Annotated in this window: 21 protein-coding genes and 1 tRNA gene; 20 read left to right on the plus strand and 2 right to left on the minus strand. The window is 67.7% G+C overall.

The genetic code is table 11. The features are described 5' to 3' along the window. Position 1: 1 nt before the first annotated feature. The 5 genes from IO24_RS0130565 to IO24_RS0130585 all read left to right on the plus strand — a co-directional run bounded on the left by IO24_RS0130565 (position 2) and on the right by IO24_RS0130585 (position 4,191). Positions 2-430, plus strand: coding sequence for a MaoC family dehydratase (locus IO24_RS0130565; RefSeq protein WP_031141254.1), 429 nt, complete (start codon positions 2-4; stop codon positions 428-430). A 113-nt stretch (positions 431-543) separates the two neighbouring features. Beyond that, positions 544-1,098 carry a TetR/AcrR family transcriptional regulator gene (locus tag IO24_RS0130570; RefSeq protein ID WP_031141256.1) on the plus strand — a complete coding sequence of 185 codons (555 nt, stop codon included), beginning with the start codon at positions 544-546 and terminating at the stop codon, positions 1,096-1,098. 93 nt (positions 1,099-1,191) lie between these two features. Next, positions 1,192-2,628, plus strand: a complete 1,437-nt coding sequence (locus tag IO24_RS0130575; protein ID WP_031141258.1) for an MFS transporter — start codon at positions 1,192-1,194, stop codon at positions 2,626-2,628. 31 nt (positions 2,629-2,659) lie between these two features. Beyond that, positions 2,660-3,040 carry a DUF3291 domain-containing protein gene (locus IO24_RS0130580; RefSeq protein WP_031141260.1) on the plus strand — a complete coding sequence of 127 codons (381 nt, stop codon included), beginning with the start codon at positions 2,660-2,662 and terminating at the stop codon, positions 3,038-3,040. 95 nt (positions 3,041-3,135) lie between these two features. Next, positions 3,136-4,191, plus strand: coding sequence for a UDP-N-acetylmuramate dehydrogenase (locus IO24_RS0130585; protein ID WP_031141261.1), 1,056 nt, complete (start codon positions 3,136-3,138; stop codon positions 4,189-4,191). A 322-nt stretch (positions 4,192-4,513) separates the two neighbouring features. Here the strand turns inward: IO24_RS0130585 and IO24_RS0130590 are convergent, their stop codons facing one another. Together IO24_RS0130590 and IO24_RS0130595 are read right to left on the minus strand one after the other, a co-directional pair. After that, entirely contained in the window at positions 4,514-5,545 is a 1,032-nt protein-coding gene (locus tag IO24_RS0130590) for an adenosine deaminase (protein WP_031141263.1), read from the minus strand. A gap of 132 nt (positions 5,546-5,677) precedes the next feature. Beyond that, positions 5,678-6,904 (minus strand): pyridoxal phosphate-dependent aminotransferase, encoded by a 1,227-nt coding sequence (locus tag IO24_RS0130595; RefSeq protein ID WP_031141265.1) that lies wholly within the window; start codon positions 6,902-6,904, stop codon positions 5,678-5,680. Between the two features lie 306 nt (positions 6,905-7,210). Between IO24_RS0130595 and IO24_RS0130600 the strand changes: the two genes are divergently transcribed. From IO24_RS0130600 to fusA, 15 genes are all read left to right on the plus strand, one after another. Beyond that, positions 7,211-7,283: transfer RNA gene (locus tag IO24_RS0130600), tRNA-Trp, on the plus strand. A 108-nt stretch (positions 7,284-7,391) separates the two neighbouring features. Further along, positions 7,392-7,676: a preprotein translocase subunit SecE gene (gene secE / locus IO24_RS0130605; RefSeq protein ID WP_030233953.1), complete on the plus strand. Its 285-nt coding sequence runs from the start codon at positions 7,392-7,394 to the stop codon at positions 7,674-7,676. An 80-nt stretch (positions 7,677-7,756) separates the two neighbouring features. After that, complete coding sequence (nusG, locus tag IO24_RS0130610; RefSeq protein WP_031141268.1) at positions 7,757-8,596, plus strand: transcription termination/antitermination protein NusG; 840 nt, start codon at positions 7,757-7,759, stop codon at positions 8,594-8,596. 166 nt (positions 8,597-8,762) lie between these two features. Next, complete coding sequence (gene rplK / locus IO24_RS0130615; RefSeq protein ID WP_031141270.1) at positions 8,763-9,197, plus strand: 50S ribosomal protein L11; 435 nt, start codon at positions 8,763-8,765, stop codon at positions 9,195-9,197. A 77-nt stretch (positions 9,198-9,274) separates the two neighbouring features. Then, positions 9,275-10,000 (plus strand): 50S ribosomal protein L1, encoded by a 726-nt coding sequence (gene rplA, locus IO24_RS0130620; RefSeq protein WP_031141272.1) that lies wholly within the window; start codon positions 9,275-9,277, stop codon positions 9,998-10,000. Positions 10,001-10,127: 127 nt separating this feature from the next. Beyond that, positions 10,128-10,985 carry an SCO4651 family lipoprotein gene (locus IO24_RS0130625; RefSeq protein WP_031141275.1) on the plus strand — a complete coding sequence of 286 codons (858 nt, stop codon included), beginning with the start codon at positions 10,128-10,130 and terminating at the stop codon, positions 10,983-10,985. A gap of 94 nt (positions 10,986-11,079) precedes the next feature. Further along, the gene (locus tag IO24_RS0130630) at positions 11,080-11,907 is read left to right on the plus strand and encodes an SCO4651 family lipoprotein (protein ID WP_031141277.1); all 828 of its coding nucleotides are present in this window, start codon (positions 11,080-11,082) and stop codon (positions 11,905-11,907) included. Between the two features lie 308 nt (positions 11,908-12,215). Continuing rightward, a complete protein-coding gene (gene rplJ / locus IO24_RS0130635; RefSeq protein WP_030839726.1) occupies positions 12,216-12,746 on the plus strand; it encodes a 50S ribosomal protein L10 in 531 nt (176 codons plus the stop codon). A 114-nt stretch (positions 12,747-12,860) separates the two neighbouring features. Next, the gene (gene rplL, locus IO24_RS0130640) at positions 12,861-13,244 is read left to right on the plus strand and encodes a 50S ribosomal protein L7/L12 (RefSeq protein ID WP_031141278.1); all 384 of its coding nucleotides are present in this window, start codon (positions 12,861-12,863) and stop codon (positions 13,242-13,244) included. 571 nt (positions 13,245-13,815) lie between these two features. Beyond that, on the plus strand, positions 13,816-17,301 hold the full coding sequence (gene rpoB / locus IO24_RS0130645; protein WP_031141280.1) for a DNA-directed RNA polymerase subunit beta: 3,486 nt from the start codon (positions 13,816-13,818) through the stop codon (positions 17,299-17,301). Between the two features lie 94 nt (positions 17,302-17,395). Then, a complete protein-coding gene (locus IO24_RS0130650) occupies positions 17,396-21,295 on the plus strand; it encodes a DNA-directed RNA polymerase subunit beta' (protein WP_031141282.1) in 3,900 nt (1,299 codons plus the stop codon). 186 nt (positions 21,296-21,481) lie between these two features. Beyond that, entirely contained in the window at positions 21,482-22,000 is a 519-nt protein-coding gene (locus tag IO24_RS0130655; RefSeq protein WP_031141284.1) for a DUF1707 and DUF4190 domain-containing protein, read from the plus strand. A 320-nt stretch (positions 22,001-22,320) separates the two neighbouring features. Continuing rightward, complete coding sequence (gene rpsL, locus IO24_RS0130660; RefSeq protein WP_003948652.1) at positions 22,321-22,692, plus strand: 30S ribosomal protein S12; 372 nt, start codon at positions 22,321-22,323, stop codon at positions 22,690-22,692. A 2-nt stretch (positions 22,693-22,694) separates the two neighbouring features. Beyond that, positions 22,695-23,165, plus strand: coding sequence for a 30S ribosomal protein S7 (rpsG, locus tag IO24_RS0130665; RefSeq protein ID WP_003974303.1), 471 nt, complete (start codon positions 22,695-22,697; stop codon positions 23,163-23,165). Positions 23,166-23,204: 39 nt separating this feature from the next. Beyond that, positions 23,205-25,331, plus strand: coding sequence for an elongation factor G (gene fusA, locus IO24_RS0130670; protein WP_031141286.1), 2,127 nt, complete (start codon positions 23,205-23,207; stop codon positions 25,329-25,331). Positions 25,332-25,441: the final 110 nt, after the last annotated feature.

The raw sequence follows: 25,441 nt of genomic DNA on the forward strand, positions 1-25,441 counted from the left end.
CATGACCGCGAAAATCTCCTACTCCGACGTCGAGGTCGGCACCGAGCTGCCCGCCCAGACCTTCCCCGTGACCCGCGCGACCCTCGTCCGGTACGCGGGCGCCTCCGGCGACTTCAACCCGATCCACTGGAACGAGAAGTTCGCCAAGGAGGTCGGCCTGCCGGACGTCATCGCGCACGGCATGTTCACCATGGCCGAAGCGATCCGCGTGGTCACCGACTGGGCCGGCGACCCGGGTGCGGTCGTCGAGTACGGCGTCCGCTTCACCAAGCCGGTCGTCGTCCCGAACGACGACCAGGGGGCCGTGATCGAGGTCGCCGGCAAGGTCGCCGCCAAGCTCGACGACAACACGGTCCGCGTGGACCTGACCGCGACCAGCGCCGGGCAGAAGGTGCTGGGCATGTCCCGGGCGGTCGTGCGACTGGCCTGAGACCGGCCGCGACACGGTGTAAGGGGCGCTCTCCACTACGGGGCGCCCCTTACGCGTAGGGCGCCCGGACCTCCGCTTGACATGGTTAGTGATTGAGCACTAACTTCGAGGGCATGGCAAGGATGAGCGCGGAAGAGCGGCGCGAGAGCGTCATCCGGGCGGCGATGACCGAGTTCGCCCGCGGTGGGTACCACGGCACCTCGACCGAGGCGATCGCCCGTCGGGTCGGCGTGTCACAGCCGTACCTCTTCCGGCTCTTCCCGGGCAAGAAGGCGATCTTCCTGGCGGCGGCCGAACGGTGCGTCGAGGACACCATCCGGATGTTCGCGGAGGCGGCCGAGGGGCTGGAGGGCGAAGAGGCCCGCCATGCCATGGGCGGCGCGTACGTCGAGGCCATCTCCGAGCAGCCCGAGCAGCTGATGATGCAGATGCAGATGTACCTCGCCGTGACGGCCGCCGAGGAGGAGGGGGACCGTGAGTTCGGTGAAGCCGTGCGTACGGGCTGGATGCGGCTCTGGGACACCATTCACCTGCCGCTGGGCGCCGACGCCCACGAGACGACGACCTTCCTCGCTCAGGGCATGCTCATCAACTGCCTGGTGGCCATGGGCTTCCCGGCCGATCACCGGGTCTGGGCTGGGTTCGCCCCGTCGGAGGACGGCAGTTGACACACCTGTGCACAGATGTGGGCCCTTTTTCGTGACCGCGAAAGTTAGTAATCAATAACTAATCGATCACCGCAGATTCTCCTTGGGGGAGAGATGTCACAGCAGACCGCACGTCGCGGGGGAGCCGCCTGGGCCCTCGTCATCACCAGCGTCGCCGGATTCATGGCAGCCCTCGACAACCTCGTCGTCACCACCGCCCTGCCCTCCATCCGCGAGGACCTCGGCGGCGGCCTCCACGACCTGGAATGGACCGTGAGCGCCTACACGCTCACCTTCGCCGTCCTGCTGATGTTCGGCGCCGCCCTCGGCGACCGCTTCGGCCGCCGCCGGCTCTTCATCGCGGGACTCACCGTCTTCACCGGTGCCTCCGCAGCCGCGGCCATGGCACCCGGCATCGACTCCCTCATCGCCGCTCGCGCGGTCCAGGGCGCCGGCGCGGCCGTCATGATGCCGCTGACGCTCACCCTGCTGACCGCCGCCGTGCCCGCCGCCAAGCGCGGCATGGCGTACGGCATCTGGGGCGCCGTCAACGGACTCGCCGTCGCCTCCGGACCGCTCGTCGGCGGCACCCTCACCGAACACATCTCCTGGCAGTGGATCTTCTGGCTGAACGTCCCGCTGGGCCTGGCCCTGCTGCCCCTCGCCCGCCTCCGCCTCGCCGAGTCCCACGGCACCGGTGCCCCGCTCGACATCCCCGGCACCCTGCTCGCCAGCGGCGGCCTCTTCGGCATCGTCTACGGCCTGGTCCGCGGCCCCGTCGACGGCTGGACCGGCGGACTGGTCCTCATGGCCCTGTTGGCGGGCTCGGTGCTGCTCGTCGCCTTCGTCCTCTACAGCACACGCGCCAAGAACCCCATGCTCCCGATGCGGCTGTTCCGCTCCCGGGCCTTCGCCGGCATCAACGCGGCGAGCCTGCTGATGTTCCTCGGCATGTTCGGCTCGATCTTCCTGCTCAGCCAGTACATGCAGGGCGTCCTCGGCTACTCGCCCACCGAGGCGGGGCTCAGGATGCTGCCCTGGACCGGCATGCCGATGCTGGTCGCCCCGATCGCCGGCATCCTGGCCGACCGCATCGGGGGCCGACCGGTCGTCGCCGCGGGCCTCTTCCTGCAAGCCCTGGGCCTCGGCTACATGGCGGTGGTGGCCACCGCCGACGCCTCCTACGCGGCCCAGCTGCCCGCCCTGATCGTCAGCGGCATCGGCATGGCGCTGTTCTTCGCCCCTGCCTCGCACCTGGTGATGTCCAGCGTCCGGCCGTCCGAGCAGGGCATCGCCTCCGGCGCCAACAACGCCCTGCGTGAGGTGGGCGGGGCGCTCGGCATCGCCGTCATGGCGTCGATCTTCGCGGCTCAGGGCGGCTACGAGACCGGCCAGACCTTCGTCGACGGCATGCGGCCGGCCCTGGTGACGGGCTCCGCGGTGGTCGCCCTCGCCGGCATCGCCGCCTTGCTGATACCGACCCGGCGGCACACCGAGCGGCAGGCCGCCCCGGCCGAACCGGCACCGGTACTGAAGACGGCCGCCCACTGACCCCGACGTACTCACGACAAGGAGAAGCGGCATGCCCACTCTTCCCTGGACCGTCCCGAACACGCCGCCCCGCGACACCGAGGTGCACGTCTTCGCCTCCCGCTTCGAGACCCGCACGCTGTGGGGAGCGCTGAAGTTCCTCGCCGGGACGCCCGCCGTCTGGCGGCAGGTCCGCCGGAGCCCCGGCGCCTACGGAGCGACCCTGAGGGCGAAGCCCCTCGAACGGACCTTCTGGACCCTGTCGGCCTGGGAGTCCAAGGACGCACTCCACGCCTTCGTCCGCGCGGGTGCCCATGGCCCCGCCTCCAGGGGCCTCGCCCCGCAGATGAGGGACTCGTCCTTCACCACATGGCAGGTGAGCAGCGACGAACTCCCGCTGCCCTGGTCCGAGGCGCTCCGCCGCCTGCCCTGACGACCACCGCGCGCGTGCGGCCCCTTCCCCCCGCGGAACGGGGCCGCACACACGTGTGCCCGACCCTGTCGGTACCGTCTCGTACTCTTGAGCCCGTGCAGGAACTCCACGACGCCCCCCTCGCCCCGCTGACGACCTTCCGGCTGGGCGGCCCCGCGACCCGGCTGGTCACCGCCACGACGGACGACGAGGTGATCGCCGCCGTCCGCGAAGCCGACGAGACGGGCACCCCGCTGCTGCTCATCGGCGGCGGCTCGAACCTCGTCATCGGCGACAAGGGCTTCGAAGGCACCGCCCTCGTCATCGCCACCAAGGGCTTCTCTCTCGACGGCACGACGCTGGAGCTGGCCGCGGGCGAGATCTGGACCGACGCCGTCGCCCGCACGGTCGAGGCGGGCCTGGCCGGCATCGAGTGCCTGGCCGGCATCCCCGGCTCGGCGGGCGCGACACCCATCCAGAACGTGGGGGCGTACGGCCAGGAGGTCTCCTCCACGATCACCGAGGTCATCGCCTACGACCGCCGCACCGGCGACACGGTCACCCTGACCAACGAGGACTGTGGCTTCTCCTACCGCCACAGCCGCTTCAAGTCCGACCCCGAGCGCCACGTGGTCCTGCGCGTCCGCTTCTCCCTGGAAGAGGCCAACGGCCTCTCCGCCCCCCTCCGGTACGCCGAGACGGCCCGCGCCCTCGGTGTGGCGGCGGGCGACCGCGTCCCGCTCGCGCAGGCCCGCGACACGGTGCTCAAGCTGCGCGCCGGCAAGGGCATGGTCCTGGACCCCGAGGACCACGACACCTGGTCGGCCGGCTCCTTCTTCACCAACCCGATCCTCACGGACACGGACTTCGCGACGTTCCGGGCACGCGTGCGTGAGCGGCTCGGTGACGAGGTGGACCCCCCCGCGTACCCGGCCGCCGACGGCCACACCAAGACGTCCGCGGCCTGGCTGATCGACAAGGCGGGCTTCACCAAGGGGTACGGCGACGGACCGGCCCGCATCTCCACGAAGCACACCCTGGCGCTGACGAACCGGGGGAGTGCGACAACCGAGGATCTCCTCGCCCTGGCCCGCGAGGTGGTGGCCGGAGTCCGAGAGGCCTTCGGAATCACCCTGGTCAACGAGCCGGTGACCGTCGGAGTCAGCCTGTAGGCCACGCGGCGTCGCTGCTGGGCCGGGAGGGTCCGCAACCCGGCGGCGCGAGGTGCCGCTGCGCCCACCCTCCCCCAAGCTCTCGGCTCCGCTCGAGCAGGGGGACCCCCATCGCCCTTAGCGGCACGATTGCCCGCAGCTAGGCGGGACGCACCCGCAGCCGCCGGACGACGTAAGGGGACGTGTCGGGGGGCGTCCGCCCGCAGCTGATGGCGCGTCAACGGACAGTCAGTCGGTACGCAAGCCCATCGCGCCGTTCCGAGGACGGACACCCCCCGGCGCGGCCCCGACCCCACCCGGCGTTAGGGCGCAGGCAGGCCCGCTACGACGTCAGCCAGTCGTCCACACCCGCCAGCAGCTTCGTCTTCACATCCTCCGGCGCCGCCGACCCCCGGACCGACTGCCGGGCCACCTCCGCCAGCTCCGCGTCCGTGAACCCGTGGTGCCGCCGCGCGATCTCGTACTGCGCCGCCAACCGGGACCCGAACAGCAACGGATCGTCCGCGCCCAGCGCCAACGGCACCCCCGCCTCGAACAACGTCCGCAGCGGCACGTCCTCCGGCTTCTCGTACACCCCGAGCGCCACGTTCGACGCCGGGCACACCTCGCACGTCACCTGCCGGTCGGCCAGCCGCTTCATCAGCCGCGGATCCTCCGCCGCCCGCACCCCGTGCCCCACCCGGTTCGCCCCCAGGTCGTCCAGACAGTCCCGCACCGACGACGGCCCCGCCAGCTCACCCCCGTGCGGAGCCGACAGCAACCCGGCCTCACGCGCGATCCCGAACGCCCGGTCGAAGTCCCGCGCCATCCCCCGCCGCTCGTCGTTCGACAGCCCGAATCCGACGACCCCCCGGTCGGCGTACCGCGTCGCCAGCCGCGCCAGCGTCCGCGCGTCCAGCGGATGCTTCATCCGGTTCGCCGCGACCAGCACCCGCATCCCGAGCCCGGTCTCCCGCGACGTCGTCTCCACCGCGTCCAGGATGATCTCCAGCGCCGGAATCAGCCCGCCCAGCCGCGGCGCGTACGACGTCGGGTCGACCTGGATCTCCAGCCACCCCGACCCGTCGCGCAGATCCTCCTCCGCGGCCTCCCGCACCAGCCGCCGGATGTCCTCCGGCTCCCGCAGACACGAGCGCGCCGCGTCGTACAGCCGCTGAAAGCGGAACCACCCCCGCTCGTCCGTCGCCCGAAGGCTCGGCGGTTCCCCGCTGGTCAACGCCTCACTCAGCGCGTCCGGCAGCCGGACGCCGTACTTGTCGGCCAGTTCCAGCACGGTCGAGGGCCGCATCGACCCGGTGAAGTGCAGGTGCAGATGGGCTTTCGGCAGCTCAGAGACATCACGTACACGCTCCATCCCAGGATCCTGCCGTACGTCCCAGCCGTCCCGGTAGCTGTTTCCCCTTTCGTGGTCTTGCTCGCACAAACAAATGGGGCACATACCGAACTCGGTATGTGCCCCCGGGCCGCAGGACCGGCGAAGCGGACGTCAGTCCCGCGCCTCCGCCAGCAGCTTCTGGATCCGGCTCACGCCCTCGACCAGATCCTCGTCACCCAGCGCGTACGACAGCCGCAGGTACCCGGGCGTACCGAACGCCTCACCCGGCACCACCGCGACCTCGGACTCCTCCAGGATCAGCGCGGCCAGCTCGACCGTGTCCTTGGGCCGCCGCCCCCGGATCTCCTTGCCGACCAGCGCCTTCACCGACGGATACGCGTAGAACGCGCCCTCCGGCTCCGGGCACACCACACCGTCGATCTCGTTCAGCATCCGCACGATGGTCTTGCGGCGCCGGTCGAAGGCCTCACGCATCGTCGCCACGGCGTCCAGCTCACCGGAGACCGCGGCCAGCGCGGCGGCCTGCGCGACGTTGGACACGTTCGACGTGGCGTGCGACTGCAGGTTCGTCGCGGCCTTGACGACGTCCTTCGGGCCGATGATCCACCCGACACGCCAGCCGGTCATCGCGTACGTCTTCGCGACACCGTTGACCACGACGCACTTGTCGCGCAGCTCGGGCAGCACCGCCGGCAGCGACACGGCGGAGGCGTCGCCGTAGACGAGGTGCTCGTAGATCTCGTCGGTCATCACCCACAGCCCGTGCTCGACGGCCCAGCGGCCGATCGCCTCGGTCTCCTGCTCGCTGTAGACCGCGCCGGTCGGGTTCGACGGCGAGACGAACAGGACGACCTTCGTCTTCTCCGTACGGGCCGCCTCAAGCTGCTCGACCGTCACCCGGTAGCCGGTCGTCTCGTCGGCGACGACCTCCACCGGGACACCCCCGGCCAGCCGGATCGACTCCGGGTAGGTCGTCCAGTACGGCGCGGGCACGATGACCTCGTCGCCCGGGTCGAGGATCGCGGCGAAGGCCTCGTAGATGGCCTGCTTGCCACCGTTGGTGACGAGGATCTCCGAGACGTCGGGCTGGTAGCCGGAGTCGCGCAGCGTCTTCGCGGCGATCGCGGCCTTCAGCTCGGGCAGACCGCCGGCCGGCGTGTAGCGGTGGAACTTCGGGTTCTTGCAGGCCTCGATCGCGGCCTCGACGATGTAGTCCGGAGTCGGGAAGTCGGGCTCACCGGCGCCGAAGCCGATCACCGGCCGCCCGGCGGCCTTGAGGGCCTTGGCCTTGGCGTCCACGGCGAGGGTGGCGGACTCGGAGATCGCGCCGACTCGGGCGGAGACCCGGCGCTCGGTGGGAGGGGTTGCAGGGCTCATGGGCCCCATCGTTTCAGACCGGAAACCCGCGCGGCACGGGGGTTTCACAGACTGAACAACGTCGGGCACATCCCTGAACAACAGTGCGGATCCCCCGCGCGGCCTGGGCGATCTTCAGCGGAATCACGTCGGTCCGCCGCCTGTTCCCGAGGCGATCTTCCGCCAACGAGCCCTCCCGCGGGCCCTTTCTGTTCGACGACCGGCCGCAGAGCACGTACACTCTCACCTCGTTGGCCTTCAGCAGGCCGCGCCCGTTCGGTGCACACCAAGCATCCGGACGGATGCGGTACGTTGGGGGACACACAAAGGGTCGTAGCTCAATTGGTAGAGCACTGGTCTCCAAAACCAGCGGTTGGGGGTTCAAGTCCCTCCGGCCCTGCTACACACACCTTCGCCAGGATGTGTGCGCATGTACGTACAGCAATGCACCGCCGTGCGGCTCAGACCGGGCGCGGCACGGCCACGACCCGGAATCAGGTGAGGACGAGTGACGGACGCCGTGGGCTCCATCGACATGCCTGATGCCCAGGACGAGGCGCCGGAGTCCAAGAAGACCCGCAAGGGCGGCAAGCGCGGCAAGAAGGGCCCGCTGAAGCGCCTTGCCCTCTTCTACCGCCAGATCGTCGCGGAGCTGCGCAAGGTCGTCTGGCCGAGCCGCAACCAGCTGACGACCTACACGACCGTGGTGATCATCTTTGTCGTCATCATGATCGGCCTGGTCACCGTGATTGACTATGGGCTCAGCAACGCCGCCAAGTACGTGTTCGGCTGAGCAGTCCGCGAAGAGCGCCGAGGTACCCGGCGCTCCTTTCGCATGTTCCACCCCTATGTATCCAGGAAGAAGCAGCCACCGTGTCTGACCCGAACGTGAACGACGCCATCGAGCCTGTCGAGTCCGTCGAGGACGAGCTCGACACCGTCGAGGGCGCGGACAGCGAGGACACCGAGGCCTCCGCCGAGGTCGAGGCTGCCGACGCCGTCGCGGACGACGCCGCCGAGGAGACCGACGCCGCCGAGGAGACCGAGGCCGGCGAAGAGGCCGCGGAAGAACTCGAGGAAGAGGCCGAGGACGACCGCGACCCGATCGAGAAGCTCCGCGAGGAACTGCGGGTCCTGCCCGGCGAGTGGTACGTCATCCACACGTACGCCGGCTACGAGAACCGCGTGAAGACCAACCTGGAGCAGCGCGCCGTCTCGCTGAACGTCGAGGACTTCATCTTCCAGGCCGAGGTGCCGCAGGAAGAGGTCGCCCAGATCAAGAACGGCGAGCGCAAGACGATCAAGCAGAACAAGCTCCCGGGCTACGTCCTCGTCCGCATGGACCTGACGAACGAGTCCTGGGGTGTCGTCCGCAACACCCCCGGCGTCACCGGCTTCGTGGGCAACGCCTACGACCCGTACCCACTGACCCTGGACGAGATCGTCAAGATGCTCGCTCCCGAGGCCGAGGAGAAGGCCGCCCGCGAAGCCGCCGAGGCCGAGGGCAAGCCGGCTCCGCAGCGCAAGGTCGAGGTCCAGGTGCTGGACTTCGAGGTCGGCGACTCGGTCACCGTCACCGACGGCCCGTTCGCCACGCTGCAAGCGACCATCAACGAGATCAACCCGGACTCGAAGAAGGTCAAGGGCCTCGTCGAGATCTTCGGCCGCGAGACGCCGGTCGAGCTGTCCTTCGACCAGATCCAGAAGAACTAACTTCCGGACTCACCGCTTCCGCGCAGGTCAGGCGATCGCTCCGGCGCTTGCCTGACCTGCGCGGTTTTTGGCCGCGCATCTATACCCGTTATCGTTGTGCGGTATGCCTGCATCCGGGTGGTCCCCGTGTGCGGGCAGGACCCGAATCGAAAGGACCCGGAGAGCTATGCCTCCCAAGAAGAAGAAGGTCACGGGGCTCATCAAGCTCCAGATCCAGGCCGGTGCCGCCAACCCGGCCCCGCCGGTCGGCCCCGCGCTGGGTCAGCACGGCGTCAACATCATGGAGTTCTGCAAGGCGTACAACGCCGCGACCGAGTCGCAGCGTGGCTGGGTCATCCCGGTGGAGATCACGGTCTACGAGGACCGTTCCTTCACCTTCATCACCAAGACCCCGCCGGCCGCCAAGATGATCCTGAAGGCCGCGGGCATCGAGAAGGGCTCGGGCGAGCCGCACAAGACCAAGGTCGCGAAGATCACGCGTGACCAGGTCCGTGAGATCGCCACGACCAAGATGCCCGACCTCAACGCCAACGACCTGGACGCCGCCGCGAAGATCATCGCCGGCACCGCCCGTTCCATGGGCGTCACGGTCGAGGACTGAGCCCCAACCTCCATCAGCAGAAGTGGCAGGGCCGGCTCGGCCCGGACCACGACTCCTAAGAATCCACAGGAGCAGTAGTGAGCAAGCGCAGCAAGTCCCTTCGCGCTGCGGACGCCAAGGTCGACCGGGAGAAGCTCTACGCCCCGCTCGAGGCCGTCCGTCTCGCCAAGGACACCTCCACGACCAAGTTCGACAGCACCGTCGAGGTCGCCTTCCGCCTGGGTGTCGACCCGCGCAAGGCCGACCAGATGGTCCGTGGCACCGTGAACCTGCCGCACGGCACCGGCAAGACTGCCCGGGTCCTGGTCTTCGCGACCGGTGACCGTGCTGCGGCCGCGGAGGCCGCGGGCGCCGACATCGTCGGCTCCGACGAACTGATCGACGAGGTCTCGAAGGGCCGTCTGGACTTCGACGCCGTCGTCGCCACCCCGGACCTCATGGGCAAGGTCGGCCGCCTCGGCCGGGTGCTCGGTCCGCGTGGTCTGATGCCGAACCCGAAGACCGGCACCGTCACCCCCGACGTCGCCAAGGCCGTCACCGAGATCAAGGGCGGCAAGATCGAGTTCCGTGTCGACAAGCACGCGAACCTGCACTTCATCATCGGCAAGTCGTCCTTCGACGACACCAAGCTGGTGGAGAACTACGGCGCCGCGCTGGAGGAGATCCTCCGTCTGAAGCCGTCCGCCGCCAAGGGCCGTTACATCAAGAAGGCCGCCATCAGCACCACGATGGGCCCCGGCATTCCGATCGACCCGAACCGCACCCGCAACCTCCTCGTCGAGGAGGACCCGGCCGCGGTCTGAGCCTGACGGCTCACCCAACCGGTCACGGGCCCCGCACCTCTCACAGGTGCGGGGCCCGTTCCCTTTTCCGGTACGTACGCCGGTGGCCTGGGTTAACGTGCGGGAACCGGATACGAACGGGGGACGTATGCAGGGCACGACCGTGCGCCGCGCAGGCCTGGTGCTCGCTGTGGCGACCGCGCTGACGGGGCCGGCCGCCTGCACCTCCCCGGACTCCTCCGACGGCCCCGGCCAGGAGGACCGCGCCGCGCATCGCCGGTCCCTCGCGGCCCTGCGCTCCGCCGAGCACGCCACCGAGCACGCCGAGTCCGCCCGGGTCGAGTCCACGACGACCATGGGCTCCCTGATGTCCATGACCGCCGACGGCACCCTCGGCTGGAGCGACGGCATCACCGGCACCCTCACCATCACGTACACCGGCGGCACCATGGCCGACACCATGCGCCGGCTCGGCAGCACCTCGATGGAGGCCCGCTACCTGCCCGACGCGTACTACGCGCGCATGGGCGACACCTTCGCGGAGCAGGCCGGCGGCAGACACTGGATCCGGTACGCGTACGAGGATCTCGAAGCCCTCACCGGCGGCTCCGGTGCCCACCTCGGCGACCAGATGCGCGGCACCACGCCCAACCAGTCGGTGAAGCTCCTGCTGTCCTCCGGCGACGTCAGGAAGGTCGGCGAGGAGACCGTCCGCGGCCGTACCGCCACGCACTGGTCCGGCACCGTGGCGGCGGCCGATGTCGCCGACGCCGGCCTGAGGAAGCAGCTCACCGAGGCCGGTGTCACCACCGAGACCGTCGACATCTGGGTCGACGACCGGAACCTGCTGGTCAAGAAGGTCGAGAAGGCCCGCATGACGACGGGCCTGATGACCCAGACCGCCCACTACGCCGACTACGGCGTCACGGTCCGGGCCGAGCGGCCGCCGCGGTCCGACACCGGGGATTTCGAGGACCTGATGCGGAAGCAGACCGGTACGCCCTGAGGCCACCGCCAATTCGGATAGATCACTTCTGCCCCTCTGGGATAGGCTCGCGGCCTTGCTGTGAAGCAAGTGTGTATTCCTTGGGGGGAATCAGATGAAGACATCCATACCTGCTGCCGGGCTGTGCGCTCTGCTTCTCGCCGCCGGCGCGGTCGGCTGCGGTTCCGAGCAGTCGCCGGAGATGACGCCCGCGGCGGCCGTCGCCAAGGCGGCGAAGAACACGGAGGACATCACGTCCCTCCAGTACCGCATGAAGGGCTCGGTCCCGGAGTCGGGCCGCGTCGAGGGCGAGGCGTCCATGCGCCTGAAGCCCACGATCGCCATGAGCATGAAGATGAAGGCGCCCGACCAGGGTGCCGGCGAAACCGTGGAGATCCGTCTCGTCGACAAGGCCATGTACCTCGGTGGGGGAGCCGAGATGGCCAAGGAGATGGACGGCAAGCGCTGGCTGAAGTTCGATCTCTCCGGGTCCGACGCGGCCAAGGACCTGGACCAGATGGGGTCCACGAGTCAGGCCGAGCAGAACCCGGCCGCCGAGTCCACCTTCCTCACGGGCGCCAAGGACGTGAAGGAGGTCGGCAGCGAGAAGGTCGAAGGGGTCGAGACGACCCACTACAGGGGCACGGTCACCCTCGCCGACCTGCGCGCTTCGCTCAAGGACGAGAAGGCGCAGACCCGCAAGCAGCGCGAGAAGAGCATCAAGCAGTACGAGAAGCTCGGCATCGACAAGTTCACGATGGACATGTGGGTCGACGGCGAGGACCACACCAAGCAGTTCCGCATGAAGGGCCAGGCCGACAAGGGCCCGATGGACATGACCATCACCTTCCTCGACTACAACAAGCCGGTCACCGTCACGGCCCCGCCGGCCAAGGATGTCGCGGACCTGGGCGAGATGTTCAAGGAGCTGGAGCAGAGCTGAACCGCTCCGCGCTGATCAGCCGTACGGGCGGATTTGCTTGACGGCGATCCGTTCCCGTACTCTCCTACAGAAGCCAAAGACCGCTGGTCGTTACCGCGCGCTCATCTGAGGGTGCGGTGGCCGAAGGATCCGCTGAACGGCGGACGACCCGCGCAGGTGACACTGGAGAAGCTCCCGGAGTCAGCCGCCTCGTGCGTGCATGAAACCGGTCGAGCTACGCCCCGTGCGCTTGCGCCGGGGCGTTTCGTTTTCCCCAGTCCTCCTTCGGGTCCGCGCGGTCCGAATCACCCGGAAGGAGGCCGAGGCTCATGGCGAGGCCTGACAAGGTCGATGCCGTCGAGGAGATGCGGGAGAAGTTCCGCAACTCCAACGCTGCCGTCGTTACCGCGTACACCGGTCTCACCGTTGCGCAGCTCCAGCAGCTGCGTCGTTCACTCGGTGAGAACGCTCAGTACCGTGTGGCGAAGAACACGCTGACCAAGATTGCGGCCAACGAGGCCGGGATCACGACGCTGGACGACCTCTTTGCGGGTTCGTCGGCCGTCGCCTTCGTGACCGGTGACCCGGTCGAGGCGGCGAAGGGTCTCCGTGACTTCGCCAAGGACAACCCCAACCTCGTCATCAAGGGCGGCGTCCTTGACGGCAAGGCGATGTCCGCCGATGAGATCAAGAAGCTTGCGGACCTCGAGTCCCGCGAGGTTCTGCTCTCCAAGCTGGCGGGTGCCTTCAAGGGCAAGCAGTCCCAGGCTGCTCAGCTCTTCCAGGCGCTTCCCTCGAAGCTCGTCCGCACCGTGGACGCGCTCCGTGCCAAGCAGGACGAGCAGGGCGGTGCCGAGTAACTCGGCTCGCATCCCGGCCGCCGCTGCCTGAACGCGGCGACCGTAGCGGGCCAGACGTACGCCCGCCTCACATGTACATCCGGCACCTGCCGATTTAGTGGAAGGACCGCCATCATGGCGAAGCTCAGCCAGGAAGACCTGCTCGCGCAGTTCGAGGAGATGACCCTCATCGAGCTCTCCGAGTTCGTGAAGGCGTTCGAGGAGAAGTTCGACGTCACCGCCGCCGCGGCCGTCGCCGTCGCCGGTCCGGCCGGCCCGGCCGCCCCGGCCGAGGCCGCTGAGGAGCAGGACGAGTTCGACGTCATCCTCACCGGTGCCGGCGACAAGAAGATCCAGGTCATCAAGGTCGTGCGTGAGCTGACCTCCCTGGGTCTGAAGGAGGCCAAGGACCTCGTGGACGGCGCCCCGAAGCCCGTTCTCGAGAAGGTCGCCAAGGACGCCGCCGAGAAGGCCGCCGAGTCCCTCAAGGGCGCCGGCGCCTCGGTCGAGGTCAAGTAAGACCTCTCGGATCCGCCAGGATCCACGACGCGTCCGACTGGACGTGTAACGCGTAAGCGCGGAAGAGCGATCATCCATCCGGGTGGTCGCTCTTCGGCGTTCTCGGGGGTCGGCCACGGTTGCCTTGAACCCCCGGTGGCGGGGGGTATGGTGATCTTCGTCGTGTCTCCGGGCGGCCCCGGATCGGGCAGGGGGGCCTTGACGAACCGCACGCAGCGCGCAATTCTCAGGACGCGTCGTCACAGGATCCGAATCCGAGGCATGGATCGACGACGAAGAGGGCAGTATCAACGTGCGTTGAGGGCAGCGCCGTGTCGCAGGAGTGGAACAACGAGGGTGAACACGGGTTCCAGGACCCGCACTGGACATCAGTGTGCCAAGTGGCTACACTGACCCTTTGCGCTGCCTGTTAGCTGTCCCCTGCCCGTCACCAGGGGTCTGCCCTCGCCCGAGCATCGACGACAAGACTGTCTGACCTGGCTTTTCGGCCGGACCGACACAGCTTGTCTCTGTGTACGGGAGAGGGGCCGGTACGCGCGTAGTGAGTCCGAGCCCTCGGAAGGACCCCCTCTTGGCCGCCTCGCGCAACGCCTCGACCGCGAATACGAACAACGCCGCCAGCACTGCCCCGCTGCGCATCTCTTTTGCAAAGATCAAGGAGCCTCTTGAGGTTCCGAACCTGCTCGCGCTGCAGACCGAGAGCTTCGACTGGCTGCTCGGCAACACCGCCTGGCAGAGTCGGGTCGAGGAGGCTCTCGAGAACGGTCAGGACGTCCCCACCAAGTCCGGGCTCGAGGAGATCTTCGAGGAGATCTCCCCGATCGAGGACTTCAGCGGGTCGATGTCGCTGACCTTCCGCGACCACCGCTTCGAGCCGCCGAAGAACTCCATCGACGAGTGCAAGGACCGCGACTTCACGTACGCGGCCCCGCTCTTCGTCACCGCCGAGTTCACCAACAACGAGACCGGCGAGATCAAGTCCCAGACGGTCTTCATGGGCGACTTCCCGCTCATGACGAACAAGGGCACCTTCGTCATCAACGGCACCGAGCGTGTCGTGGTGTCGCAGCTCGTCCGTTCGCCCGGTGTCTACTTCGACTCCTCCATCGACAAGACGTCCGACAAGGACATCTTCTCCGCGAAGATCATCCCGTCCCGGGGTGCCTGGCTGGAGATGGAGATCGACAAGCGCGACATGGTCGGTGTCCGCATCGACCGCAAGCGCAAGCAGTCCGTCACCGTCCTGCTCAAGGCGCTCGGCTGGACCACCGAGCAGATCCTCGAGGAGTTCGGCGAGTACGAGTCGATGCGCGCCACCCTGGAGAAGGACCACACCCAGGGCCAGGACGACGCGCTGCTCGACATCTACCGCAAGCTGCGTCCGGGCGAGCCCCCCACGCGTGAGGCCGCGCAGACGCTGCTCGAGAACCTCTACTTCAACCCCAAGCGCTACGACCTGGCCAAGGTCGGCCGCTACAAGGTCAACAAGAAGCTGGGTGCGGACGCTCCGCTGGACGCGGGCATCCTGACCGTCGAGGACATCATCTCGACGATCAAGTACCTGGTGAAGCTGCACGCGGGCGAGACCGAGACGGTCGGCGACAGCGGTACGAACATCGTCGTCGAGACCGACGACATCGACCACTTCGGAAACCGTCGTCTGCGCAGCGTCGGCGAGCTCATCCAGAACCAGGTCCGTACGGGTCTGGCGCGTATGGAGCGTGTCGTCCGCGAGCGGATGACGACCCAGGACGTCGAGGCGATCACGCCGCAGACCCTGATCAACATCCGGCCGGTCGTCGCCTCCATCAAGGAGTTCTTCGGCACCAGCCAGCTGTCGCAGTTCATGGACCAGAACAACCCGCTGTCGGGTCTGACGCACAAGCGGCGTCTGTCCGCGCTCGGCCCGGGTGGTCTGTCCCGTGAGCGGGCCGGCTTCGAGGTCCGTGACGTGCACCCCTCGCACTACGGCCGCATGTGCCCGATCGAGACCCCTGAAGGCCCGAACATCGGTCTGATCGGCTCGCTCGCCTCCTACGGCCGGGTCAACGCGTTCGGTTTCGTCGAGACCCCCTACCGCAAGGTGTTCGAGGGCCAGGTCACCGACGAGGTCGACTACCTGACCGCCGACGAGGAGGACCGCTTCGTCATCGCGCAGGCCAACGCGCCGCTGACGGACGACCTCCGCTTCGCCGAGGCCCGCGTGCTGGTCCGCCGCAAGGGCGGCGAGGTCGACTACGTCACCGGCGAGGACGTGGACTACATGGACGTCTCGCCGCGCCAGATGGTGTCGGTCGCGACCGCCATGATCCCCTTCCTCGAGCACGACGACGCCAACCGTGCCCTCATGGGCGCGAACATGATGCGTCAGGCCGTGCCGCTGATTAAGTCCGAGTCCCCGCTCGTCGGCACCGGCATGGAGTACCGCTCCGCGGTCGACGCCGGCGACGTGGTCAAGGCCGAGAAGCCCGGTGTGGTCCAGGAGGTCTCCGCGGACTACATCACCACCGCCAACGACGACGGCACGTACATCACGTACCGCCTGGCCAAGTTCGCCCGCTCCAACCAGGGCACCTCGGTCAACCAGAAGGTCATCGTCAACGAGGGCGACCGGATCATCGAGGGCCAGGTCCTGGCCGACGGTCCGGCCACCCAGAACGGCGAGATGGCGCTGGGCAAGAACCTGCTCGTGGCGTTCATGCCGTGGGAGGGTCACAACTACGAGGACGCGATCATCCTGTCGCAGCGCCTCGTGCAGGACGACGTCCTCTCCTCGATCCACATCGAGGAGCACGAGGTCGACGCCCGTGACACCAAGCTCGGCCCCGAGGAGATCACCCGGGACATCCCGAACGTCTCCGAGGAGGTCCTCGCCGACCTCGACGAGCGCGGCATCATCCGTATCGGTGCCGAGGTCGTCGCCGGTGACATCCTCGTCGGCAAGGTCACGCCCAAGGGCGAGACCGAGCTGACGCCCGAGGAGCGCCTGCTCCGCGCGATCTTCGGTGAGAAGGCCCGTGAGGTCCGTGACACCTCGCTGAAGGTGCCGCACGGCGAGATCGGCAAGGTCATCGGCGTCCGCGTCTTCGACCGCGAGGAGGGCGACGAGCTTCCCCCCGGTGTGAACCAGCTGGTGCGCGTCTACGTCGCGCAGAAGCGCAAGATCACCGACGGTGACAAGCTTGCCGGCCGTCACGGCAACAAGGGCGTCATCTCGAAGATCCTGCCGATCGAGGACATGCCGTTCCTGGAGGACGGCACCCCGGTCGACATCATCCTCAACCCGCTCGGTGTGCCGTCCCGAATGAACCCGGGACAGGTCCTGGAGATCCACCTCGGCTGGCTCGCCAGCCGCGGCTGGGACGTCTCCGGCCTCGCGGACGACTGGGCCCAGCGCCTGCAGGCCATCGAGGCCGACCAGGTCGCCCCGGGCACGAACGTCGCCACCCCCGTCTTCGACGGTGCGCGTGAGGACGAGCTGGCCGGTCTGCTGAACCACACCATCCCGAACCGCGACGGCGAGCGCATGGTGCTCCCGACCGGTAAGGCGCCGCTGTTCGACGGCCGCTCCGGCGAGCCGTTCCCGGAGCCGATCTCGGTCGGCTACATGTACATCCTCAAGCTGCACCACCTGGTCGACGACAAGCTGCACGCCCGGTCGACCGGTCCGTACTCGATGATCACCCAGCAGCCGCTGGGTGGTAAGGCCCAGTTCGGTGGCCAGCGCTTCGGTGAGATGGAGGTGTGGGCGCTGGAGGCTTACGGCGCCGCGTACGCCCTCCAGGAGCTGCTGACCATCAAGTCCGACGACGTCACCGGCCGCGTGAAGGTCTACGAGGCCATCGTCAAGGGCGAGAACATTCCCGAGCCCGGCATCCCCGAGTCCTTCAAGGTGCTCATCAAGGAGATGCAGTCCCTGTGCCTCAACGTGGAGGTGCTGTCCTCGGACGGCATGTCCATCGAGATGCGCGACACCGACGAGGACGTCTTCCGCGCTGCGGAGGAGCTTGGCATCGACCTGTCCCGGCGTGAGCCGAGCAGCGTCGAAGAGGTCTGACGGGAGTCCGGCGGCCTTCGCGATGAAGGCCGCCGGCCCCAGGACCCCCGTATCAGACCCCATGACTTACAACCCTGAGAGGGATTGACGCATAGTGCTCGACGTCAACTTCTTCGACGAGCTCCGGATCGGTCTGGCCACCGCTGACGACATCCGTCAGTGGAGCCACGGCGAGGTCAAGAAGCCCGAGACGATCAACTACCGCACGCTCAAGCCCGAAAAGGACGGACTCTTCTGCGAGAAGATCTTCGGTCCGACCCGGGACTGGGAGTGCTACTGCGGCAAGTACAAGCGTGTCCGCTTCAAGGGCATCATCTGTGAGCGGTGTGGCGTCGAAGTCACCCGTGCCAAGGTGCGCCGTGAGCGGATGGGCCACATCGAGCTCGCCGCCCCGGTCACGCACATCTGGTACTTCAAGGGTGTTCCGTCGCGTCTGGGCTACCTGCTCGACCTGGCCCCCAAGGACCTCGAGAAGGTCATCTACTTCGCGGCGTACATGATCACGTACGTCGACGAGGAGCGCCGGACGCGCGACCTGCCCTCGCTGGAGGCCCACGTCTCCGTCGAGCGCCAGCAGATCGAGCAGCGCCGCGACGCCGACCTGGAGGCCCGCGCCAAGAAGCTCGAGACCGACCTGGCCGAGCTGGAGGCCGAGGGCGCCAAGGCCGACGTGCGCCGCAAGGTGCGCGAGGGTGCCGAGCGCGAGATGAAGCAGCTGCGCGACCGTGCGCAGCGCGAGATCGACCGTCTCGACGAGGTGTGGAACCGCTTCAAGAACCTCAAGGTCCAGGACCTCGAGGGCGACGAGCTGCTCTACCGCGAGCTGCGTGACCGCTTCGGCACGTACTTCGACGGCTCGATGGGTGCCGCGGCGCTGCAGAAGCGCCTGGAGTCCTTCGACCTCGACGAGGAGGCCGAGCGCCTCCGCGAGATCATCCGCACCGGCAAGGGCCAGAAGAAGACCCGTGCGCTCAAGCGCCTGAAGGTCGTCTCCGCGTTCCTGCAGACCAGCAACAGCCCCAAGGGCATGGTGCTCGACTGCGTGCCGGTCATCCCGCCGGACCTCCGCCCGATGGTGCAGCTGGACGGTGGCCGCTTCGCGACCTCCGACCTGAACGACCTGTACCGCCGTGTGATCAACCGGAACAACCGCCTGAAGCGGCTTCTCGACCTCGGTGCGCCCGAGATCATCGTGAACAACGAGAAGCGCATGCTCCAGGAGGCCGTCGACGCGCTGTTCGACAACGGCCGCCGTGGCCGTCCGGTCACCGGTCCCGGTAACCGCCCGCTGAAGTCCCTCAGCGACATGCTGAAGGGCAAGCAGGGCCGCTTCCGTCAGAACCTGCTCGGCAAGCGTGTGGACTACTCCGCGCGTTCCGTGATCGTCGTCGGTCCGCAGCTGAAGCTGCACCAGTGCGGTCTGCCGAAGGCCATGGCGCTGGAGCTCTTCAAGCCGTTCGTGATGAAGCGCCTGGTCGACCTGAACCACGCGCAGAACATCAAGAGCGCCAAGCGCATGGTCGAGCGCGGCCGCACGGTCGTGTACGACGTGCTGGAAGAGGTCATCGCGGAGCACCCGGTTCTGCTGAACCGTGCGCCCACGCTGCACCGCCTCGGCATCCAGGCCTTCGAGCCGCAGCTGGTCGAGGGCAAGGCCATCCAGATCCACCCGCTCGTCTGCACCGCGTTCAACGCGGACTTCGACGGTGACCAGATGGCCGTGCACCTGCCGCTGTCCGCGGAGGCGCAGGCCGAGGCCCGCATCCTGATGCTGTCCTCGAACAACATCCTCAAGCCGGCCGACGGCCGCCCGGTGACGATGCCGACCCAGGACATGGTCCTCGGTCTGTTCTTCCTCACCACCGACGGCGAGATGCGCGACCTCAAGGGCGAGGGCCGTTCCTTCGCCTCGGTCGCCGAGGCGATCATGGCCTTCGACGCGGGCGAGCTGTCGCTCCAGTCGAAGATCGACGTCCGCTTCCCGGTCGGCACCATCCCGCCGCGTGGCTGGACCCCGCCGGCGCGTGAGGAGGGCGAGCCCGAGTGGCAGCAGGGTGACACCTTCCGGCTGAACACCACCCTGGGCCGTGCGCTCTTCAACGAGCTGCTGCCCGAGGACTACCCGTTCGTCGACTACGAGGTCGGCAAGAAGCAGCTCTCCGAGATCGTCAACGACCTCGCCGAGCGCTACCCGAAGGTCATCGTGGCGGCGACGCTCGACAACCTGAAGGCGTCCGGCTTCTTCTGGGCGACCCGCTCCGGTGTCACCGTGGCCATCTCCGACGTCGTCGTTCCCGAGGCGAAGAAGGAGATCGTCAAGGGCTACGAGGCGCAGGACGAGAAGGTCCAGAAGCAGTACGAGCGCGGTCTGATCACCAAGGACGAGCGCACGCAGGAGCTCATCGCGATCTGGACCAAGGCGACCAACGAGGTCGCCGAGGCGATGAACGACAACTTCCCGAAGACCAACCCGATCTTCATGATGGTGAACTCGGGTGCACGAGGCAACATGATGCAGATGCGTCAGATCGCCGGTATGCGTGGTCTGGTGTCGAACGCGAAGAACGAGACGATCCCGCGTCCGATCAAGGCGTCGTTCCGTGAGGGCCTGTCCGTGCTGGAGTACTTCATCTCCACGCACGGTGCCCGTAAGGGTCTGGCGGACACCGCTCTGCGTACCGCCGACTCGGGTTACCTCACGCGTCGTCTGGTCGACGTCTCCCAGGACGTCATCATCCGCGAGGAGGACTGCGGCACCGAGCGCGGTCTGCGTCTGAAGATCGCCGACCGGAACGCCGAGGGCGGGCTGGCCAAGACCGAGGACGTCGAGACGTCCGTGTACGCGCGCTGCCTCGCCGAGGACATCGTGGTCGACGGGCAGGTGCTGGCCCCGGCCGGTACCGACCTGGGCGACGTCCTCATCGAGGAGCTCGTCCGGCGCGGTGTCGAGGAGGTCAAGACCCGCTCGGTCCTGACCTGCGAGTCCGCCGTCGGTACCTGCGCGATGTGCTACGGCCGTTCGCTCGCCACCGGCAAGCTGGTCGACATCGGTGAGGCGGTCGGCATCATCGCCGCCCAGTCCATCGGTGAGCCCGGTACCCAGCTGACGATGCGTACCTTCCACACCGGTGGTGTGGCCGGTGACGACATCACCCAGGGTCTGCCGCGTGTCGTCGAGCTCTTCGAGGCCCGTACCCCGAAGGGTGTCGCCCCGATCTCCGAGGCCCAGGGCCGCGTCCGGATCGAGGAGACCGAGAAGACCAAGAAGATCGTCGTCACCCCGGACGACGGCAGCGACGAGACGGCGTTCCCGATCTCGAAGCGTGCCCGGCTCCTGGTCAGCGAGGGCGAGCACGTCGAGGTGGGCCAGAAGCTCACCGTGGGTGCCACCAACCCGCACGACGTGCTGCGCATCCTGGGTCAGCGTGCGGTCCAGGTCCACCTGGTCGGCGAGGTCCAGAAGGTCTACAACTCGCAGGGTGTGTCGATCCACGACAAGCACATCGAGATCATCATCCGGCAGATGCTCCGCCGCGTGACGATCATCGAGTCCGGCGACGCCGAGCTGCTGCCCGGCGAGCTGGTCGAGCGCTCGAAGTTCGAGACCGAGAACCGTCGTGTGGTCCAGGAGGGCGGTCACCCGGCCTCCGGTCGTCCGCAGCTCATGGGCATCACCAAGGCCTCGCTGGCGACGGAATCCTGGCTGTCGGCCGCCTCCTTCCAGGAGACGACCCGAGTCCTGACGGACGCGGCGATCAACGCCAAGTCCGACAGCCTCATCGGCCTCAAGGAGAACGTCATCATCGGTAAGCTCATCCCGGCCGGTACGGGTCTGTCCCGCTACCGCAACATCCGGGTGGAGCCGACCGAGGAGGCCAAGGCCGCTATGTACTCGGCCGTCGGCTACGACGACATCGACTACTCGCCGTTCGGCACGGGCTCCGGCCAGGCCGTGCCGCTGGAGGACTACGACTACGGTCCGTACAACCAGTAAGCGAGTCGCTTGAGTCGAAGGGCGGTCACCCTGCGGGGTGGCCGCCCTTCGGCGTTTCCACCGGCGGCCGCCCGGGTGTCTGCCGGCCGTCCGGCCGACACGCGGTGCCCCGTCGTGGACGCACCTGTGCCGGAGCCCGCGCTTCGGCGCATCATGGAAGGACTCCGGCCCTCGGGGAGGTGCTCCGTGTCGCAGCCCTATCCGTCCTGGCAGCCCTGGCAGGGCTCCGGGGCCCCGTCGATGCTCGCGTCGCATGCCGACCGGGAGCGGGCCGTGGATGTGCTCAGAGCCGGGTACGGCGAGGGGCGGATGGAGCAGGACGAGTTCGAGAGGCGGGTGGGGCGGGCGTACGCGGCGCGGACCGTGGGAGAGCTGACGCTGCTCGTCGCGGATCTGCCGCAGGGGCCGCTGCCGCACCCGGCCTCGGTCGTGCCCGTGCCGCCGACGTTCATGCCCGTACCGCGGCCCCGGACCAATGGGAAGGCCGTCGCGGCCGGGGTGTGCGGGCTGCTGTGCGTGCCCACCATGGGGCTGACCGGGCTTCCGGCGGTCGTGCTGGGGCATGTGGCCCGGGCCGAGATCCGCAGCCGGGGAGAGCTGGGGGACGGGCTCGCGCTGACCGGGCTCGTGCTCGGGTGGTTGTCCACGGCAGGCTGGGCACTCGTTCTGGTGTTGCTCACGGTGGTGTCCGTCGTAGCATCCTGAATGTGTGCATACCGGGCACTCGCCGCCGAATTGAAGATCGACAACGGCTCGGGGCCTTGACATGTCCCCCATGGCGATGCGGGCGCTGCCCATTTGTTTTGACCGCAGCGAATGCGGTAGGTACGCTCAGACCTTGTGCCTGGGGTGTGCCCTGGCTCGCGTGTGTGCCATGAACCGCACGGCGAGCCGATGCCGGCCACCGTGATCCGCGCTTATTTCTGCCTTGCGGCGGGAGTCCACGGATTCGACACACCCGACCGCGTGGGTCGGAGATGTTCCAGGTTAGCTTCACCATTCGGCACACAGAAACCGGAGAAGTAGTGCCTACGATCCAGCAGCTGGTCCGCAAGGGCCGGCAGGACAAGGTCGAGAAGAACAAGACGCCCGCACTCGAGGGTTCGCCCCAGCGTCGCGGCGTCTGCACGCGTGTGTTCACGACCACCCCGAAGAAGCCGAACTCGGCCCTGCGTAAGGTCGCGCGTGTGCGTCTGACCAGCGGGATCGAGGTCACCGCTTACATTCCGGGTGAGGGACACAACCTGCAGGAGCACTCCATCGTGCTCGTGCGCGGCGGCCGTGTGAAGGACCTGCCGGGTGTTCGCTACAAGATCATCCGCGGCTCGCTCGACACCCAGGGTGTCAAGAACCGCAAGCAGGCCCGCAGCCGCTACGGCGCCAAGAAGGAGAAGTAAGAATGCCTCGTAAGGGCCCCGCCCCGAAGCGCCCGGTCATCATCGACCCGGTCTACGGTTCTCCTCTGGTGACCTCCCTCATCAACAAGGTGCTGCTGAACGGCAAGCGCTCCACCGCCGAGCGCATCGTCTACGGCGCCATGGAGGGTCTGCGTGAGAAGACGGGCAACGACCCGGTCATCACGCTGAAGCGCGCGCTGGAGAACATCAAGCCGACCCTCGAGGTCAAGTCCCGCCGTGTCGGTGGTGCGACGTACCAGGTTCCGATCGAGGTCAAGCCCGGTCGTGCCAACACGCTCGCGCTGCGCTGGCTGGTCGGTTACTCCCGCGCCCGTCGCGAGAAGACCATGACCGAGCGTCTGCTCAACGAGCTTCTCGACGCCTCCAACGGCCTTGGTGCCGCTGTGAAGAAGCGCGAGGACACCCACAAGATGGCCGAGTCCAACAAGGCCTTCGCGCACTACCGCTGGTAGTCGCTACCCACATCGAGACCGAGAGAAGACTGAAGCCTTATGGCTACCACTTCACTTGACCTGGCCAAGGTCCGCAACATCGGGATCATGGCCCACATCGACGCGGGCAAGACGACCACCACCGAGCGGATCCTGTTCTACACCGGCGTGTCGTACAAGATCGGTGAGGTCCACGACGGCGCTGCCACCATGGACTGGATGGAGCAGGAGCAGGAGCGTGGCATCACGATCACGTCTGCTGCGACCACCTGTCACTGGCCGCTCGAGGACAACGACTACACCATCAACATCATCGACACCCCGGGTCACGTCGACTTCACCGTCGAGGTGGAGCGCTCCCTGCGCGTGCTCGACGGTGCCGTGACGGTGTTCGACGGTGTCGCCGGTGTCGAGCCGCAGTCCGAGACGGTGTGGCGTCAGGCCGACCGCTACGGCGTGCCGCGTATCTGCTTCGTCAACAAGCTGGACCGTACCGGCGCCGAGTTCCACCGCTGCGTGGACATGATCTCGGACCGCCTGGGCGCGCAGCCGCTGGTCATGCAGCTGCCGATCGGCGCTGAGGCGGACTTCAAGGGCGTCATCGACCTCGTGACGATGAAGGCCCTGGTCTGGTCGGCCGAGGCGACCAAGGGCGAGATGTACGACACCGTCGACATCCCGGACACCCACGCCGAGGCTGCCGAGGAGTACCGCGGCAAGCTGCTCGAGGCCGTCGCCGAGAACGACGAAGAGCTGATGGAGCTGTACCTGGAGGGCACCGAGCCCACCGTGGAGCAGCTCTACGCCGCGATCCGCCGTATCACCATCGCGTCCGGCAAGGGCGGCGGCACCACCGTCACCCCCGTGTTCTGCGGTACCGCGTTCAAGAACAAGGGCGTTCAGCCCCTGCTCGACGCGGTCGTGCGCTACCTGCCCACCCCGCTCGACGTCGAGGCCATCGAGGGCCACGACGTCAAGGACCCGGAGCAGGTCGTCGTGCGCAAGCCGTCGGAGGACGAGCCCCTCGCCGCGCTCGCGTTCAAGATCATGAGCGACCCGCACCTCGGCAAGCTCACCTTCGTCCGGGTTTACTCGGGCCGCCTGGAGTCCGGCACCGCCGTGCTGAACTCCGTCAAGGGCAAGAAGGAGCGCATCGGCAAGATCTACCGCATGCACGCGAACAAGCGTGAGGAGATCGACGCGGTGGGCGCCGGCGACATCGTCGCCGTGATGGGCCTGAAGCAGACCACCACCGGTGAGACGCTGTCCGACGACAAGAACCCGGTCATCCTGGAGTCCATGGACTTCCCGGCGCCGGTCATCCAGGTCGCCATCGAGCCCAAGTCGAAGGGCGACCAGGAGAAGCTGGGCGTCGCGATCCAGCGTCTGGCCGAGGAGGACCCGTCCTTCCAGGTCCACTCGGACGAGGAGACCGGCCAGACCATCATCGGTGGTATGGGCGAGCTGCACCTCGAGGTGCTGGTCGACCGTATGCGCCGTGAGTTCAAGGTCGAGGCCAACGTCGGCAAGCCGCAGGTCGCGTACCGCGAGACCATCCGCAAGGCGGTCGAGCGGGTCGACTACACGCACAAGAAGCAGACTGGTGGTACCGGCCAGTTCGCCAAGGTGCAGATCGCGATCGAGCCGATCGAGGGCGGCGACGCCTCGTACGAGTTCGTGAACAAGGTCACCGGTGGCCGTATCCCGAAGGAGTACATCCCTTCGGTGGACGCCGGTGCGCAGGAGGCCATGCAGTTCGGCATCCTCGCGGGCTACGAGATGACGGGCGTCCGCGTCACGCTCATCGACGGTGGCTACCACGAGGTCGACTCCTCCGAGCTCGCGTTCAAGATCGCCGGTTCGCAGGCCTTCAAGGAGGCCGCGCGCAAGGCCAGCCCCGTACTGCTCGAGCCGATGATGGCCGTCGAGGTCACCACGCCCGAGGACTACATGGGTGAGGTCATCGGCGACATCAACTCCCGCCGTGGCCAGATCCAGGCCATGGAGGAGCGGGCCGGTGCCCGCGTCGTGAAGGGCCTCGTGCCCCTCTCGGAGATGTTCGGCTACGTCGGCGACCTGCGCAGCAAGACGTCCGGCCGTGCGAGCTACTCCATGCAGTTCGACTCCTACGCCGAGGTTCCGCGGAACGTCGCCGAGGAGATCATCGCGAAGGCCAAGGGCGAGTAACGCACCGCGTCTACACGCCGTAGGCTTGACTCCGGAGCCTTGAGGGGCATTCCGCCGCAATCGCGGTGAGAGTGCCCCGGGGCCCGGGCTTTCCAGCAAAGATCACCTGG

Origin of the sequence: Streptomyces flavovariabilis (assembly GCF_000725785.1) — a bacterium.
Taxonomy (GTDB): Bacteria; Actinomycetota; Actinomycetes; order Streptomycetales; family Streptomycetaceae; genus Streptomyces; species Streptomyces hawaiiensis.